We start from the raw sequence: 16,380 nt of genomic DNA on the forward strand, positions 1-16,380 counted from the left end.
TATATGAGCCAGACTATTGAAGTACCTATTTCCGGAATGAGTTGCGCTGCATGTGCGGTCAGTGTGGAATCCATGCTAAAAGAAACAAAAGGCATACAATCTGCAAGTGTAAACTATGCCAACCAGTCTGCCATTATTTCCTTGGAAAAAGAAGGAATGGACCTATCGGAGGCCAAGAAAAACATCCAATCCATAGGTTATGATTTATTAATAGACCTAGATAAACCGGAGGACTTGGAGGCCATAAAGGCCGCTGAATTAAAAGCACTTAAAAAGAAAACCCTTTCCTCAGGAATATTGGCATTCCCTGTATTTCTGATTGGCATGGTTTGGCCGGAGATACCGTATGCCAATTTGATCATGTGGGCCTTGACCAGTCCAATTTTGGCCATTTTCGGAAATGCTTTTTTTATCAACGCCTACAAGCAAATCAAGAAAGGAAATACCAATATGGATACCCTGGTGGCCCTGAGTACTGGAGTAGCCTACCTTTACAGTTCATTTAACACTTTTTTTCCGGATTGGCTGGAATCCCGCGGAATGACCCCTCATGTTTACTTTGAAGCGGCTGCCGTCATCATCTTTTTTATTCTGCTTGGCAGATTAATGGAAACGAGAGCAAAAGCAGGTACTTCGGAAGCCTTAAAGAATCTCATCGGCCTTCAGCCCACGGACTTAACAGTCATCCGGGAGGGAAAAGCCATCCAAATGAATGTTTCAGAGGTGCTACCCGGGGAAACCATCTTGGTGAAACCCGGACAAAAAATCCCTTTGGACGGCATACTTACACAAGGCCAATCCTATGTGGACGAAAGTATGCTCACCGGAGAACCTTTGGCAGTAGAAAAAAGCAATGGCGATACCGTTTATGCAGGAACCATCAACCAGAGTGGGAGTTTTGAATTTAAGTCCAATAAAAGCAAGTCAGAAACCTTACTTTCCAGCATAATCGCTAGGGTAAAGCAAGCCCAAGGTTCAAAAGCACCCATACAGAAAACAGTGGACAAGGTTACAAAAATATTTGTCCCTGCCGTTTTAGCCATCTCACTGATTACCTTTATCATTTGGTCGCTTAGTGGGGCAGATGATGCCATTTTAAGAGGCATGCTTTCTGCCATAACCGTACTTGTTATTGCCTGCCCCTGTGCACTCGGGCTTGCCACACCAACGGCCATAATGGTGGGAATCGGCAAAGCTGCCTCCTTAGGAATTTTGGTTAGGGATGCCGAAAGCCTTGAAAATGGCAAAAAAATAGACAGCCTGATTCTGGACAAAACCGGAACGATCACTGAAGGTAAGCCTAGTGTACAAAAAGTGATTTGGAAATCAGGAGTCAATGAAAAGCCCATGGCTGCAGTATTTCGGGCGCTGGAAGAAAAAAGTGAGCACCCCTTGGCTTCAGCCATTACGGATTATTTTTCAAAAGAAAAAGTATCAGGCAATCTAACGGCATTCAAAACCTTTACCGGCAAGGGAGTGACTGGCCAATTTGATGGAGCGCAATATGCTATCGGAAATTTAAAATGGTTGAAGTCTTTGGGTAGCAGCATCGATCTAAGCCTGTCTCAAGCAGCCGATGAAATGCTTGAACAGGGCAATATTGTCGTATACATGGCCAAAGGAAAGGAAGTGGTTGGGGTTGTTTCCATCGCTGATAAGCTAAGAGAAACTTCTAAAGCAGCCATTGCTCAATTAACTAAAATGGGGATAACTGTTCACATGCTTACCGGTGATCAGGAAAAAACAGCTGCAAGCATCGCCGGAGAAGTAGGTATAACCAACTTTCAAAGTGGCTTACTGCCTCAAGACAAAGGGGAATACATAAAAAAATTACAAGAAAAAGGACACAAGGTTGGTATGGCAGGAGACGGCATTAATGACAGTGAAGCATTGGTTTTAGCTGATTTAGGCATTGCTATGGGTGGCGGCACCGACATTGCCATGGAAACGGCTCAGGTTACACTGATACATGCCGACCTTATGGCCATTCCCGATTTATTAAAGTTGAGTAAAAACACAGTTGCCACCATCCGTCAGAACTTATTTTGGGCCTTCATTTACAATATTATTGGCATACCCATTGCAGCCGGATTGTTGTATCCCATATCCGGATTTTTACTTAACCCAATGATAGCCGGATCTGCAATGGCCCTTAGCTCCTTATCCGTAGTCGGTAATAGTTTACGGCTGAAGTATAGTTGATAAGAGCTTAGCTAAATGCATGCAAAGAATAGCCAAAATGGCTTATTTAATAAAATAGAAGATTGAATTATAAAAACAAAAATTAGCAAAATGGATAAACAGGTCAAACTTAAAACAAATGTAAAATGTGGTGCATGTGTGGCAGCCATTACCCCGGCAATGGACAATTTAAAAGTAAAACATTGGGAGGTAGATTTAACTTCACCGGATAGGATTTTGACTGTAGAAGGAGAAACTGAGGTGGAGGAAATAAAGGCGGCACTTGATCAATCAGGCTATAAAGGTGAATCAATTTGATTGAAAGGATACAGGATAGGTAGAAAATTTATTACTTTTGCCTTTATTCTATGATCAACTATAAATCTTTTACTCTGGACAATGGACTTCAGGTACTGGTCCATGAAGACCATTCTTCAGAAATGGCTGTAGTCAACCTTTTGTATAAGGTAGGTTCCAGAAATGAGGAAGCCGGTAAATCCGGCTTGGCCCATTACTTTGAACACCTTATGTTTTCAGGTTCAAAGAATATCCCTGAATTTGATACTGCCTTAGAAAAGGTTGGAGGGGAATGCAATGCATTTACCAATACTGATATCACCAACTTTTACATTACCCTTCCCGCAATTAATCTGGACACAGCCCTTTGGCTGGAATCGGATCGAATGCGTTACCTTAACCTTAAGGAAAAGCCTATCAACACCCAAAAGCAAGTGGTGATTGAAGAATTTAAACAGCGTTATCTCAATCAACCTTATGGCGATGCCATGCATCATGTGAGGCAATTGGCCTTTGAAAAGCATCCTTACCGCTGGCCAACCATCGGTGAAAAAATAGCAGACATTGAAGGGTTTGAAAAAGAAGAATTGCAGCATTTTTATGAGCAAAACTATGCCCCAAACAATGCCGTCCTTTGCATCGCAGGAAAGGTTAACTTTGAAGAAGTAAAGGCTAGAGTTGAGCACTGGTTTGATGAAATCCCAAGAGGAAAGACTGCCCCAAAAACGATACTTTCTGAACCTCTTCAGGACAGTAAAAGGAGAAAACAGGTCTTTGCCAATATCCCTACAGAGGCTTTGTATAAAGTATATAAGATTCCGGGAAGACTAGAAAACAATTACCTTACATGTGATCTTATTTCCGACATTTTGGGTTTTGGAAGGTCCTCTCTTTTGGAGAAGAAATTGATTAAAAACTCCTCGCTCTTTGCCAATTGTCAAGCTTATGTTCTAGGCAATATTGACCCGGGACTCTTAATCATCACAGGAAAAATGGAGAAAGGCGTGACTGCCGAGGAGGCTGAAAAAGAACTGGATAAGACGCTTGAAGACTTTAAAAATGAGCCAATTGATTCAACCAATCTTCAAAAGATTAAAAACCAGGCAGAGGCCATGCAGACCTATGAATCCGTTTCCTTGCTTGGAAGGGCCATGAAATTGGCCTATTATGCTTATTTGGGAGATCCACTGCTTATGAATGCAGAGTTTGATCGAAAAATGGCGATTACTGTAGATGAGATACAATTGGCTACACAGGAATACCTCAGAGACGAGCTTTCCTCTGTAGTTTATTATAAATGTGCACCTAATAATGGATCACCAGATAACCTTTAATACTTTAAATTATGAGTGCTTTTCGCATAGGATTTGGATATGACGTTCACCAATTGAAAGAGGGTGAAGAATTTTGGTTAGGAGGAATATTGATTCCACACAGCAAAGGAGCTGTTGGCCATTCGGATGCTGATGTGCTTATCCATGTCATCTGTGATGCCCTTTTGGGTGCAGCCAACCTAAGAGACATTGGTTATCATTTTTCGGATCAGGATCCACAATACAAGGGAATTGACAGTAAAATTTTACTCAAGGAGGTCATGGAACTTTTGAAGAAAGAAGGCTACCAAATAGGAAACCTGGATGTAACCATCTGCTTGCAACAACCAAAAATCAACCCTCATATTCCGGCCATGAAAGCTTGTCTTGCTGAGGTAATGAATATCGAAGACAATAAATTATCCTTAAAGGCTACAACTACAGAGCGCTTGGGATTTGTAGGTCGTGAAGAAGGCGTCTCTGCTTATTGTGTAGCTTTGATCCACCCATAATAGTCAACAACATGGAAAATCAAGAACCAAAAATCATAACGACAGAAGACGGCTCCCATTCAGTATATCTCCCTAATATCAATGAAAGCTATCACTCTTCTCATGGGGCTTACAAAGAGTCTATCCATGTTTTTTTTCTTTATGGACTGGATGCTTGGTATGCGAGAAATAGGGGAAAGTTTCCTATCCGTATTTTTGAAGTAGGCTTTGGAACGGGCCTGAATGCATGGTTGACTTTGATCTGGGCAGAACAAAATCAGGTACCTGTGCTCTACCATACCATAGAACCTTATCCCTTGAAGAAAGAGATATACGAAGCCCTTAATTTTACGCAACTTGATGAAACCCTAACGCATTTCAATGGCTATTTCAAACGCCTTCACCAAATGGAATGGGACAAGGGAATGCCAATGACAGATTATTTCAACATTAAAAAAGAGAAAACCAGCCTCCAGGAGGTACAACTTTACCCTACAGACCTGGTGTTCTTTGACGCCTTTTCTCCAAAAAAACAACCGGAACTCTGGACCTTGGAAATGCTGGAAAAAATCGAAAACAGCATGAACCCATCTGCAGCCTTTGTTACCTACTGTGCTGCTGGCCACCTCAAAAAGAACTTACAATCTCTTGGCTTGACCCTGGACGAAGTACCCGGACCTCCGGGAAAAAAAGAAATGACAAGAGGGTGGAAAAAAAGCTAAATCTACAAGGTTTTTCTAACCTATTGGCCTTTTATGTACTTGCTGTGACTTCTATTGCTTGCCAACCTAAAGGCAGGGCAAAGAATAATTCAAGTCCAATTAACCCCCTCACTGAAGCCAGTCAGGCTCCTTCTAAAAAGAAAAATGGCTTTTCCCACATAGTAGAGGGTGACAGTATTCTCCAACGGATACACCTAAATGACAAGTTGCAATATGAAAGCCTTATTGTAGAGGAGAAGAGAGTTTACAATAATATTTATCCCAACATCAATGATTCCTTCCTATTCGAAGACAAGTATTATTTAAAAATAAGCTACTCAATCCCTTTTAGCGGCACCATTGAAACAACTATTCCCGAATGCCCGGATTATGTACTCACCCCTTTAGACAATGGTATCCTTCAGGTAGTCATTTACAATGCATTGGATTTAAGCGCAGTTGATCTCAAGTTCAACTATTTCCCTTCCGAAAAAGACAGTTTGGTCAGTTCCGAATATTTTTTCAATCATGTGATTTTCAATTAAGAGAATTGAGCAATTATTTAGGCCTATTGATCCAATATTTTAAAGCAAATTGTGCGTTTAATACTTCAAAATCAGTAATATTAACCTGCCTTTTTACTTCCTAGTGAATCCTTCAATTGATTTTCAGCGAATCAGATTTTGTTCTATCACTTTAAATAAGGTGATTTTGAAAGCTTTAAAATGAAAAACCCAGGTAATCATATTTTAAATGCCTGCATTAAACGACAAATAAACCCGGTAAAAAACATGAAAAACTCCCCTATAATCCTGGCAAGTACTATTTTTTATATCCTTGCATTAGCAGTTGCACAGGGCCAATCCATCACTTTTGACAAACCTCTAGATGTTGGTCAGGGTACCATATCCGGAGTAAGTGCATTAGAGGTAGCGGATTTAAATGGAGATGCCAGAATGGATGTGATCGTACTCGAAGGGGGCGCCCATGCTGAAGGCCGATTTACCTTGGCATGGTTTGAGCAAACCAAAAAAGGAAAATGGATAAAACATGATTTTAACTTACCTGTAATATTTGATGATTTTATCGGGTCTGCACGTTGCGAGGACATGGACAATGATGGAGACATGGACTTGATTTTTAGCAATGATGGTCACAGCACCGGCCCTATCAATGTCTATTTATTAATCAACCCGGGTAAAAAGAAGGTTTACGACCAATGGGAGCATTTACTAATTTCAACCATTGAAGGCTTCCATGCCAATGATATGCGATTGGCAGACATGGACCTGAACGGTAAAAAAGATGTGGTAATCCGTCATAAAAATCCTGAATCTTTAAAGATCATCTTTCAGATTGAAAATGAAAACTGGCAAACCAAGACCGTCTATGAAGGACAAGCTGGTGAAGGGCTCGCAGTCGGAGACATTAATAGGGATGGCATACCTGACATTACCATGACAGGACATTGGTTTAAATCGCCCAAAGATCCTAAAAATGGTCAATTTATAAGATTTGATATTGAAGCAAGTTTTAAAGAAGTGAATAAAGCCACCAAAGAAGAGGTAGGCGACATTAACAATGATGGCCGACCTGATGTTTTATTATCACCTGCCGAACATTTTAAAAAATATGGAGGGGACAATTATGATCTCGCTTGGTATGAGTGCCCACCCAACCCGGAAAAAGTATCAGCATGGACAAAACATGTCGTAAAATCAGATTATAACAAGGCCCATTGTGCAAAACTAGCGGATATGGACAATGATGGAGATTTGGACATTATCTCTGCTGTGGCCTGGGATGAGCGAGAAATCAGAATTTACATCAATGAAGGTGGTGAATTTCGAACATCTATCTTAGTAGCTGAAGGAAAAGGCATTTATTCAGGTGCAATTGCAGACATAGACGGAGATGGCGATTTAGATATCGTTGGGGAAGACAAATACTCGACAGATGCCAAGCCTTGGTTATTCAGAAACCTGCTTATTAAATAATTAGTAAATTTAACACTATGAATAGGAGAGATTTCATGCTACAGGCCACACTATCCGCAGCTGCCATTTCCGGCCTGCCATTGGCCGGCCTTGGCAAACCCGAAAAAAGTAAAATGAAACGGATTGGTTTAACCACTGTGGTATTTCGTAATCGATTTGCTTTAACCAAACCAAAGAACCAAGAGTTAGAAAATGAACTCACTTTGTTGTCCACGCCTGAATATTTCGCAGATCGATTTGGAGTACATAATGTTGAAATGTGGACCAATCATTTTGAATCCACGGGTAAAAGTTATTTAAAGGAAATTAAAAAAAGCTTACATAAACACCATTGCAACTTAATCAACTTGCAATCCGAGGGGAAATTCGACCCTTCAGATCCTTTGGAAGAAAATAGATTGAAAGCAGTAATGGAAGTTAAAAACTGGATTGACATTGCCAAAAACCTTCAGGCTCAGTCGCTGCGTGTAAAATCCATGAAAAAGTCCTATACTCATGCGGTACTGTCTCTCAAAGAGATCACATCATATGCCAAGTCTAAAGGAATTAGGGTACTGATAGAGAATCACAATGACTTATTTTCAGATTATACAACCCATATCAGCACAATAAAAGACATCCCTTCGGACAATATTGGACTACTTGCTGATTTCGGCAATTACTCCTCCAACACTGTTAGATTTGAATCATTGAAACACATCGCCCCATATACCAAGTTGGTCTCTGCAAAAACAAAGGATTTCACGGATCAAATGGCGCACAGTGCATACGATTTCCAAAGGTGCATCCGTATTTTTGAAGACCAAGGTTATCAAGGCATTTATTCTTGTGAACAATGGGGAAAGGCTAATCCAAATTATGACTATGAAAAAATTACCGATTGGATGATTGAAAATATAAAAGAAAACATTTAAAACGAACTGAATCAGAACGTTTTAAATGCTATTATAGCCTTAAGGCTGCAGTCTTTCCAATACAGCTTTTGCTTCCTCCCAAGTAAGCCTAGGCCCAAATTGACTGACTACTTTTGATGAAGCCATGCTGGCCAGCTTGCCGCTAGAAGCATAGGAATGCCCATTGGTGATCCCATACATAAAAGCCCCGGCAAACATATCTCCGGCTCCATTGCTATCAACAGCCACCGTAGGGTAGGGTGCAATATCGATAAAAGTATCCCCATCATAAATCAATGCCCCATTCTTTCCTTGGGTAATCACAAAATGCTTGGCGATTTTCTTTAAGTCTTCTGCAGCATCTGCTACATTGTCTTTTCCAGTATAGAGCATGGCCTCTTCCTCATTGGCAAATAACATGTCCACCCCTGAACCAATTACCTCTTTAAAGCCTTCCCCAAAATATTTAACCATGGCCGGATCAGAAAAGGTAATGGCTACTTTTACCTCATTTTCTTCCGCAATCTTTTTGGCTGCCATCATGGCTTCTTTGGCATTCGGAGAGGTGATAAGGTATCCCTCGATATACAAATATTTTGAAGCTTTAATTGCCTCTTCATTGACTTGAGAGGTAGAAAATTGCTCTGTGATACCAAGAAATGTATTCATGGTACGCTCGGCGTCTGCCGTGACCATTACCAGACACTTACCGGTAATGCCTTCTTCCAACTTAAACGGATCTAGGTTATGATTGACACCGGCTTCCCTTAAGTCATCGGTAAAAAATTTCCCTAATTCATCGTTGGCTACTTTGCAGCAATAATAGGATTTACCTCCAAATTGACTTACGGCAATGATTGAATTGGCTGCCGATCCACCACATTGTAATTTTGAAGTCTTGGTATTGATGGCTGCCATCAACTCTCCCTGCCGATCTTCATCTACCAAGGTCATCAGGCCCTTTTCAATACCATATTTATCAAGAAAGGTATCACTAACTTCAAACTCAATATCTACCAAGGCATTTCCTATGCCGGTAACATCATACTTTTTCATCATATTGATTTAAACTATTGTCTCGATCTGAAATAGATCTCTAAATATTTTCCGGAATAGTTATTTTACTCCCGAAGTTTTATGCTTCTTCCTTTGATTGCCTCCAAGGCAAAGAATATGGCACAGATTAACAAGCCAAAAAACTCCCTATTAATTTCCATGGCATGGGTTTTCATAGAAAGGTCCTTTTGTTCCAATTCTTGTCCTATCCAGCCAAAAATATTGTCCGGCCAAAAAAAGACTGCACCTATCAGGTAACTAAAGGTAAGGATTACCAATAGGTTTACATTGAACTTTCCAAAAAAGGCAAACCCTGCCGTGGCAGAGGCAATAAGGTAAATTGGCACCCACCACTCCGGGTCGGGATCATTGATCTGCCAATACCCGAAAAGCAAAAAGAATATAGAAAAGGTCCCAAAGAAATATTTCCAGAAATTACTCATAACAACACTCAATTAAGATATATAAGTAGAAAATAACACTTCAAATCACTTCCTGTTAACAAGCTCATAGATCATGGAATAAACATCTGTAGGGGCTACACCCTCAATCTTCTCTGCATGTTTCGAACCGATCAAAACCGGCCAATCTGCTTTGTCTTCAGGAATTCTCCCATGAGAACCCTTGACTAATTCCGCCTTTAAAGGAATTACATCCATCAAATACCTGAAACCCAATTTCTTTTTTAAGAGGGTCCAACCCAGCTTCCCTTTCAAGAATTTAATGTCCGGATTGGCAAACATCTCTACCGGATCATAACCCGGCTTGCGGTGGATATCCACCGTTCTTGCATAGTCAGGCGCAACTTTATCGTCCAGCCAATAATAATAAGTAAACCACGAATCTTTGTCAGCTACAACCACCAAATCACCCGATCTGTCATGGTTTAGTTGATAGGCCTCCTGCTCCTGCTTATCCAAAACTTTTTCTACCCCGGGAAGGGCTAAAAGCAGGTCTTTAACCTTAGTTAATTCCTCCGGCTCTTTCACATATACATGGGCCAATTGGTGATCGGCAACTGCGAAGGCACCACAAGTTCCTGCATCCAAGGTCTCAAGTCCCAACTCGTCCTTCACTTGTATATAGCCGGCTTTTCTCAGAGCCCTATTGATATGCACAGGTTGATTTACAGAGGTAATGCCATATTCAGACAATAGAAGTACCTCAGCCCCCTTGCTCTCATAATACCGTATGACCTGTTCACAAAGCGCATCAATTTCATTCAAACTTGTACTTATCTTTTCAAAATCAATCCCAAATTTCTGCAAGGCATAATCCAGGTGGGGTAAGTAAATCAAAGTCAAGGTTGGGTCATACCATTCGTCTACTTTCAAGGAGGCATCAGCTATCCATTGGCTAGAGGCAATATTGGCATTGGGTCCCCAAAATGAAAACAAAGGAAACTGGCCCAGTTCTTTCTGCAGGCGATCCCTTAAGGCCATTGGTTGGCTATGAATATCCGGTAATTTTCTTCCATCTGAAGGGTACAAGGGCCTTGGTGTTACAGCATAGTCAACAGAGGAATACATATTGTACCACCAAAACATATTGGCACATGTGAAATCGGGATTTTCTGCTTTCAATGCATCCCAAACTTTAGGAGATTGTACCAAATGATTGGATTGTCGCCAAAATTTTATTTCACACTCATCTTTAAAATACCAACCATTGCCTACTATTCCGTTGTCCTTTGGCCACTTACCCGTCAAGTAGGCAGATTGAGAGGAACAGGTAACTGCCGGCAATACAGGTTTTATCGCTGCTTTCTGCTTTTTATCAGTCCATTGCTTTAAAAATGGAGTATGTTCTCCTATCAGCCTTTGAGAAAGGGCAACTACATTCAGAACAACTGTCTTTTTCATTTGATGTTATTTTTTACCCAGTTTAATTCCCTGGCAATGGACTGATCCAATGACAAATGGATGTCTTCCGGCAAAACTTCCCATGTATAGGTTTCCACTTCTAGGTGACTGGTAAGTTTCCTTTCACCATTTAATTTCAATACGCTTAAAATATCTTCTTGAGTAGAATGCACATCCCCATAGGTTGATAGAAATAATGGTACATGAAAATGGATTCGCCATTCTAGCTCTTTGGTAGTGGCCAAATCCATAAGTGCATCCGGAAGATCCGGATAAGCATGTAAGGTACTGTCTTCCATTCTACCTATTACCTGATGCAGGTAAGTGGATTCCACAAAAGGCAAAAGGGCTTTTTCTACTGCCCGTCTTTGGTTGATTTCAGTGGGGATATTGGCTTTCAGAGCAGCGCTCAACTGAAACTTACCAATCTTAATACCTTCCTTTTCAAAAGCATCCAGTACTTCTTCATGGTCTTCGTAGCCTACTGCAAAGTGACATACATCATAGCAAACCTGAACATGGTCTTTAATGGCTGCTTCTGCTTCCTCGGCTGAAAGCCCAAATTTCTTCGACAAGATAGGCCCTCCCTTTGGAATAAGCCAGTCCTTGAAAAAATGTATCAAACCTTTAGACTCTTCAATCACGCCATCCGGTTCGGGTTCTATATCCAGATGAAGGTCTATATTTTTTTCCAGTTTCAATTGATAAAGGTATTCCACCACCTCTACGATATTCGCACAAGACTGCGCCATGAGCTGGTCCAAAGCCGCTGAGGATTTGTGCCAATACTTATAACTCAGGGGGGAAGTGGAAATACCCGCATCCATATCAGCAGGCATTATTTGCGCCAGTATGGTAAAGAGCCTTAAGGTATAGGCCTTCCTTTCCTCAGTACTCCAATCCGGAAGATGCACCTCGTCTTTCACCACCTGCCTGTGAAATCCGCCAAAGGGAAATCCATTGAAAGTAAAAACATAACAATTATTAGCACTGAGCCAAGATTTGAATAGGTCCAATTGTTCAGGCTTTATCAATTCCCGACTTGCCTCATCAGAGAGCCTTAAACCTATGGCAAAAGGCTTTTCCACTGACAATTCTCCCTTAATTTTGGGAATGTATTCTTTTAAGTTTTTAAAGGTAGCCTCCCAACTTTCCCCGGGATGAATATTGGTACAATAGGTCAAATGGAAATCGGATACTTGCATAGAATAGGTTACGCTATAATTATTTATTCAAAGATATTGTTCAGGCCTTCGGAGATTCAAGCTGGAGGTCTTTGAGTTTACCAATGGCATTTATGATCAGATCATTGTCCATTTCATGTACTTCCACTCCATGGCCAATCTTGTCTAAAAGCATAATGGTAAGCTCTCCACCCAGATGTTCCCTAAACTCTTCCAGGCCTTTCAACAAAACCTCACCCGAAAGTTCAGGTTGGTATAGATCAAAGCCAAGGTGGGCAATAACATTCAAGACTCGGTTTAATTCATTTTCAGAAAGCTTTCCGGCAAGAAATGAGTAGGTGGTATCCAAGGCAATACCGATGGCAACTGCCTCACCATGTCTCACCTTATAATCTGTCAGGTGCTCTAACTTGTGTGCCGCCCAATGTCCAAAGTCCAATGGTCTTGAGGATCCGCTTTCAAAAGGATCTCCCGAGGCAATGTGATCCAAATGCATTTGCGCACAACGGTAGATTAATTCTTGCATGGCAGGACTGTCTCTATCCAGAAGTTCCTCAGCCTTTTCCTCAATCCACAAGAAAAAAGAAGCGTCTTTGATCAAGGCAACCTTTAAGGCCTCAGATATTCCTGATCTCCAGTCTCTTTGCTCCAGAGTCTGTAAAAAATCACTGTCGTTAATCACCGCATAGGGCGGACAAAAAGCTCCCAAATAATTCTTTTTACCAAAGGCGTTGATGCCATTTTTCACTCCTACACCGGAATCGTTTTGAGAAAGAACAGTGGTTGGAATACGAATATGCCTGATCCCTCTGTGCGCAATAGTCGCGGCAAAGCCCACCATGTCCAATAGCGCTCCTCCACCTAGACCAACAATATAAGAATGTCTGTCTATTCCGTACTCATCTGTGGCCTTAAGCACCTGCTGAAAGTAGTTTTGGTCGTTCTTTACCTGCTCTCCCCCGGGGATCACTAGAGGAGCTGCACAAAGCGTAAAGACATCGCTGTTTTTCTCCGAATATTGCTGAATAGAAGGGATAAGGTTAGGGTTGGTAAGTACTACCCCTTCATCCAACACAAAATAAACCTTAGGGATTTTCTGTCCACTTACCAAGTCAGCAAAAAGATTGTTATCAATTGAAAACAATGCTTTTGTAAAAAAGACTTGGTAATTGTAAGGAACACTAAAAACTTGTTCTATAGATTGATGTGTCACTTTTTTCATTTTAAATATGATTGTCCCTAAGAACTTCTTGCTCTTTATAAATAAGTAAATTAAGCTCCTTTTGGTTCACTAGGTGACTGCAAAACCTTTTGCCAGCTGCAAAGATAAAGGTAATAAAAGTAAAATCACCAAACCGACTATCCAGCCTGCAAAGGAAACAGCAATGGCGGCATTCACAATAATCAAAGCCAACACTGCAGCTTTAACCGATTTACCAATTAACGAGGGCTCTTTGTACTTCAAAGCTTTAACGAGTGGGGGGAAAATAAAGTAACTTAGCAAAGCCAAGAAAGGCAAGCTTTCCCACCAATTCTCAATATTGGTATAGGCCAATAGGAAAATAAATCCAACAATGACCGCATAAATCGCCAAACCTGATTTTAGGGCCATGATATTCTGACCATGAACTTCTCCACGACTTACCATTGTAATGGCAGCCACATAAAGCAGAGGGATTAGGCCAATGTACCAATAGTTTTGCACTGCCTCGTCTATTAGACTCATGCCCAACAGCAAATTCCCTGCCCTGCAAAGGCCCATATTGATGGGGCCAAATATATTTTGATGTTTCCCCCATGCATCATAAAGCACAGCCAGTAAAGCCACACTTAAGGCAATGCCTGCAGAAAAAGCACTTACTTGCCAGGCGGCCAATACGCCAACCAAAAGCAATAAAAAAGCCATTATACCTGCACTTTTGACCGAGGCTTGACCACTTGGAATTGGGCGTTCAGGTCTTTCGACACTGTCCAGTTCTGCATCAAAGACATCATTAAACGCAACCCCTCCTCCATATAAGCCTATGGTGGACAATATCAGCCAAGCAATGGACTTGATAATATCCTGATCCATACCCTGTATCAAGAGATAAACCGCTCCGGAAATGGCTGCCCCAGCCAATATATCTGCAATTGCGGTAACAATATTTGCCGGTCGGGTGAGCTTAATGTGTGCTATAATAGATGACATCAGTAAATTTAATTCTCTATAATATTGGAGGAATCACTGTCTACTCGAGGGTTTTGTCCCCCTCTAAGCACAGTGTTGCCACCCATTTTTTTTGTTTGGTCGATAGGCTCTTTTTCTAACCAGTCTTTTTCCTCCATCTGCCCACTTTGGCCATAAGCTTTCAAGGCATTTCCATAGCAGGTCATTTTAATATGCTCTTCCGGAATGCCTTTTTCACGCATCAGAGCAGCTGTTTTAGGTACGGCCAAAGGATCACTTATCCCCCAATCGGCAGCACTGTCTACAATAATTCGCTCGGGGCCATATTGACGGACAATTTCTACCATTCGCTCACTACCCATTTTGGTATGGGGATAAATGGTGAATGCCGCCCAATAACCTCTATCAAGGACATCTTTTACAGTTTCTTCATTGTTATGATCCACAATGACCATATTCGGAGCAAGGCCATGCTCTTCACTCACATCCATACTTCTTATGGTTCCCTTCTTTTTGTCTCTGTGTGGAGTGTGAATCATAACAGGCAAGTCTACTTCCTTTGCCAACTCAAGTTGCAAGCGATAAAACCTATCCTCCGCCTCTGTTTGGTCATCATATCCAATCTCACCAATGGCTACTACTCCTTCTTTGCTTACATATAGTGGCAGCAACTCCATCACCTCTTCGGCCAAAGCTACATTATTGGCTTCACGAGAATTGAGACCGATGGTGCAATAATGCACAATCCCAAATTGCTTGGCCCTGAAACGTTCCCAACCAACCAGACTGCTAAAATAATCCTGAAAACTTCCTACTTTGGTTCTTGCTTGTCCCAGCCAAAACGCCGGCTCAATTATGGCAACAATGCCCGCTTTTTGCATGGCTTCGTAATCATCCGTAGTTCTGGAAGTAACATGTATGTGTGGATCTATGTACATCATAACGCTCAAATTTATATGCTAACCTATGTTAAATTAAATGCAAATCATAACGATTACAAATGAACGGAAAATATCAAATGAAAACGGCAAACTTTACCACTTATTTAGTTTAGGGCTTCAGAATCTTTACCTATTTTCTCCCAATTGATTTCTCCATTTTCAATCTTTTCTTTTATTTCCGGCTGCTTGGTCAATAGCTCTTTGGCAGCTAGGTTGTCACTTTCATGGCAGGCCAGGGCTGCTGCATATTTCTCCAGCTCATCCCCCTTTTCCCCAACCTTTTCCAAAAGGCCAACAATTTCTTCATCAACAAATGGACTTAAAAAGCGCCACAATTCCGGAATTACATTTCTACCGGCAGACCAACGTTCATGAATATAATCAACCAGGGTGGTTGCCAAATTAACATTCTGCCGTTGCTCAATCCCCACAATCCGGTAAAGGGGCCGTTGCATAAAAATGGCTTTCAAAACCATCTGATTCCATGCCTGCTCACTAAAATAGTCTGCAGGATATGGATTGTTTAGGGCAATGGCATCAAAAACGGAAGTCATATTGCTTCTCAAGCCCTCAGCTGCACGCTTGGTGAATTTTTCTTGAAAAGGGTAGATTGGCAAGGCGGCATAAAGCGCTTCTTGCTCATGAATATCTGCAGATTCAAAAAGTTTCTCCATATCTTCAAACCATTTTTCATGGTCTTCCGAAAAGGCCTCCAATACCAATATCACCCTGGCCGTCTGCAAACCGGTCCAATTATTCAACGAGAAACCATTTCTTATTGCTTCTGCCTTCTGTAAGGTTTCAATAGGCAAATCCATTGGATGCTTGGAAAAATGACGGGAAGCCTGGCTAAAAGATAAAAACAGCTTCATGGACCCCTTGTCTGCTTTAATCTTAGCTACCTGAAGTTCCAACCAATCCATGCTTTCGGCACTAGCAGCAGCTGCAAGACTTTGCTTTAAAAATCCTATGGTGGATGAAATACTATTCATGCTTTTTTAACTTTTTGTTAATTACAAATATAACATTTATTCCCTTGCTGTTTTTTGAACATGAGAACAATCATAAATCTATCAGCTGTTTATTTCCTTAATAAATAAAAAATTGATTAAAGCCGGCTTTCCCATTAGGGCTTGCTTGCCTATGGAGCTAAAAACCGCAGGGTAAAGACCAAAAAACTAGAGTCAGTTCCATCGATTAACTACACCCTTATGATTAACTCATGCTTGCCCTCAGAAAAAAAGCCAAGCCATTTCAAAACTGAAATGCTTGGCTTGTACCTAGGTATTAAATG

At 41.2% G+C, this 16,380-nt stretch carries 16 protein-coding genes; 8 read left to right on the forward strand and 8 right to left on the reverse strand.

The window, feature by feature from the left end:
• Window positions 1–3 precede the first annotated feature (3 nt).
• The 8 genes from ACYVHJ_RS14360 to ACYVHJ_RS14395 all read left to right on the forward strand — a co-directional run bounded on the left by ACYVHJ_RS14360 (window position 4) and on the right by ACYVHJ_RS14395 (window position 7,894).
• Window positions 4–2,202 (forward strand): heavy metal translocating P-type ATPase, encoded by a 2,199-nt coding sequence (locus tag ACYVHJ_RS14360; protein WP_460515869.1) that lies wholly within the window; start codon window positions 4–6, stop codon window positions 2,200–2,202.
• A gap of 90 nt (window positions 2,203–2,292) precedes the next feature.
• Window positions 2,293–2,499: a cation transporter gene (locus ACYVHJ_RS14365; protein ID WP_339902735.1), complete on the forward strand. Its 207-nt coding sequence runs from the start codon at window positions 2,293–2,295 to the stop codon at window positions 2,497–2,499.
• Window positions 2,500–2,549: 50 nt separating this feature from the next.
• Complete coding sequence (locus ACYVHJ_RS14370) at window positions 2,550–3,812, forward strand: M16 family metallopeptidase (protein ID WP_460515872.1); 1,263 nt, start codon at window positions 2,550–2,552, stop codon at window positions 3,810–3,812.
• 11 nt (window positions 3,813–3,823) lie between these two features.
• The gene (gene ispF / locus ACYVHJ_RS14375) at window positions 3,824–4,303 is read left to right on the forward strand and encodes a 2-C-methyl-D-erythritol 2,4-cyclodiphosphate synthase (protein WP_303614998.1); all 480 of its coding nucleotides are present in this window, start codon (window positions 3,824–3,826) and stop codon (window positions 4,301–4,303) included.
• An 11-nt stretch (window positions 4,304–4,314) separates the two neighbouring features.
• Window positions 4,315–5,004, forward strand: coding sequence for a tRNA (5-methylaminomethyl-2-thiouridine)(34)-methyltransferase MnmD (gene mnmC2, locus ACYVHJ_RS14380; protein ID WP_460515874.1), 690 nt, complete (start codon window positions 4,315–4,317; stop codon window positions 5,002–5,004).
• Complete coding sequence (locus ACYVHJ_RS14385; RefSeq protein ID WP_460515876.1) at window positions 4,989–5,528, forward strand: hypothetical protein; 540 nt, start codon at window positions 4,989–4,991, stop codon at window positions 5,526–5,528. Before mnmC2 ends, ACYVHJ_RS14385 begins: the two co-directional genes overlap by 16 nt.
• A gap of 180 nt (window positions 5,529–5,708) precedes the next feature.
• On the forward strand, window positions 5,709–6,980 hold the full coding sequence (locus ACYVHJ_RS14390; protein WP_460515878.1) for an FG-GAP repeat domain-containing protein: 1,272 nt from the start codon (window positions 5,709–5,711) through the stop codon (window positions 6,978–6,980).
• A gap of 17 nt (window positions 6,981–6,997) precedes the next feature.
• Complete coding sequence (locus tag ACYVHJ_RS14395) at window positions 6,998–7,894, forward strand: sugar phosphate isomerase/epimerase family protein (protein WP_460515880.1); 897 nt, start codon at window positions 6,998–7,000, stop codon at window positions 7,892–7,894.
• A gap of 39 nt (window positions 7,895–7,933) precedes the next feature.
• On the opposite strand, the gene ACYVHJ_RS14400 is transcribed toward ACYVHJ_RS14395, so the two are convergent.
• From ACYVHJ_RS14400 to ACYVHJ_RS14435, 8 genes are all read right to left on the reverse strand, one after another.
• Window positions 7,934–8,929: an adenosine kinase gene (locus ACYVHJ_RS14400; protein WP_460515992.1), complete on the reverse strand. Its 996-nt coding sequence runs from the start codon at window positions 8,927–8,929 to the stop codon at window positions 7,934–7,936.
• 65 nt (window positions 8,930–8,994) lie between these two features.
• Window positions 8,995–9,372: a transmembrane 220 family protein gene (locus ACYVHJ_RS14405; RefSeq protein ID WP_339906209.1), complete on the reverse strand. Its 378-nt coding sequence runs from the start codon at window positions 9,370–9,372 to the stop codon at window positions 8,995–8,997.
• Window positions 9,373–9,417: 45 nt separating this feature from the next.
• Window positions 9,418–10,791, reverse strand: a complete 1,374-nt coding sequence (locus tag ACYVHJ_RS14410; RefSeq protein WP_460515882.1) for an alkaline phosphatase family protein — start codon at window positions 10,789–10,791, stop codon at window positions 9,418–9,420.
• On the reverse strand, window positions 10,788–11,996 hold the full coding sequence (gene eboE / locus ACYVHJ_RS14415) for a metabolite traffic protein EboE (protein ID WP_339903267.1): 1,209 nt from the start codon (window positions 11,994–11,996) through the stop codon (window positions 10,788–10,790). Before eboE ends, ACYVHJ_RS14410 begins: the two co-directional genes overlap by 4 nt.
• A 40-nt stretch (window positions 11,997–12,036) precedes the next feature.
• A complete protein-coding gene (locus ACYVHJ_RS14420) occupies window positions 12,037–13,197 on the reverse strand; it encodes a 3-dehydroquinate synthase (protein WP_339903266.1) in 1,161 nt (386 codons plus the stop codon).
• A gap of 69 nt (window positions 13,198–13,266) precedes the next feature.
• Window positions 13,267–14,166 carry a UbiA-like protein EboC gene (eboC, locus tag ACYVHJ_RS14425; protein WP_460515885.1) on the reverse strand — a complete coding sequence of 300 codons (900 nt, stop codon included), beginning with the start codon at window positions 14,164–14,166 and terminating at the stop codon, window positions 13,267–13,269.
• Window positions 14,167–14,174: 8 nt separating this feature from the next.
• Complete coding sequence (locus ACYVHJ_RS14430) at window positions 14,175–15,086, reverse strand: TatD family hydrolase (RefSeq protein ID WP_460515887.1); 912 nt, start codon at window positions 15,084–15,086, stop codon at window positions 14,175–14,177.
• Window positions 15,087–15,190: 104 nt separating this feature from the next.
• Entirely contained in the window at window positions 15,191–16,078 is an 888-nt protein-coding gene (locus tag ACYVHJ_RS14435; protein WP_460515889.1) for an EboA domain-containing protein, read from the reverse strand.
• Between the last annotated feature and the right edge of the window lie 302 nt (window positions 16,079–16,380).

Source organism: Cyclobacterium sediminis, from assembly GCF_054781075.1.

Excerpts from the sequence above, each read along its gene's own strand:
- ACYVHJ_RS14360 (WP_460515869.1), top strand. The coding sequence starts at position 4 with ATGAGCCAGACTATTGAAGTACCTATTTCCGGAATGAGTTGCGCTGCA.
- ACYVHJ_RS14365 (WP_339902735.1), top strand. The coding sequence starts at position 2,293 with ATGGATAAACAGGTCAAACTTAAAACAAATGTAAAATGTGGTGCATGT.
- ACYVHJ_RS14370 (WP_460515872.1), top strand. The coding sequence starts at position 2,550 with ATGATCAACTATAAATCTTTTACTCTGGACAATGGACTTCAGGTACTG.
- ispF (WP_303614998.1), top strand. The coding sequence starts at position 3,824 with ATGAGTGCTTTTCGCATAGGATTTGGATATGACGTTCACCAATTGAAA.
- mnmC2 (WP_460515874.1), top strand. The coding sequence starts at position 4,315 with ATGGAAAATCAAGAACCAAAAATCATAACGACAGAAGACGGCTCCCAT.
- ACYVHJ_RS14390 (WP_460515878.1), top strand. The coding sequence starts at position 5,709 with ATGAAAAACCCAGGTAATCATATTTTAAATGCCTGCATTAAACGACAA.
- ACYVHJ_RS14395 (WP_460515880.1), top strand. The coding sequence starts at position 6,998 with ATGAATAGGAGAGATTTCATGCTACAGGCCACACTATCCGCAGCTGCC.
- ACYVHJ_RS14400 (WP_460515992.1), bottom strand. The coding sequence starts at position 8,929 with ATGAAAAAGTATGATGTTACCGGCATAGGAAATGCCTTGGTAGATATT.
- ACYVHJ_RS14405 (WP_339906209.1), bottom strand. The coding sequence starts at position 9,372 with ATGAGTAATTTCTGGAAATATTTCTTTGGGACCTTTTCTATATTCTTT.
- ACYVHJ_RS14410 (WP_460515882.1), bottom strand. The coding sequence starts at position 10,791 with ATGAAAAAGACAGTTGTTCTGAATGTAGTTGCCCTTTCTCAAAGGCTG.
- eboE (WP_339903267.1), bottom strand. The coding sequence starts at position 11,996 with ATGCAAGTATCCGATTTCCATTTGACCTATTGTACCAATATTCATCCC.
- ACYVHJ_RS14420 (WP_339903266.1), bottom strand. The coding sequence starts at position 13,197 with ATGAAAAAAGTGACACATCAATCTATAGAACAAGTTTTTAGTGTTCCT.
- eboC (WP_460515885.1), bottom strand. The coding sequence starts at position 14,166 with ATGTCATCTATTATAGCACACATTAAGCTCACCCGACCGGCAAATATT.
- ACYVHJ_RS14430 (WP_460515887.1), bottom strand. The coding sequence starts at position 15,086 with ATGATGTACATAGATCCACACATACATGTTACTTCCAGAACTACGGAT.
- ACYVHJ_RS14435 (WP_460515889.1), bottom strand. The coding sequence starts at position 16,078 with ATGAATAGTATTTCATCCACCATAGGATTTTTAAAGCAAAGTCTTGCA.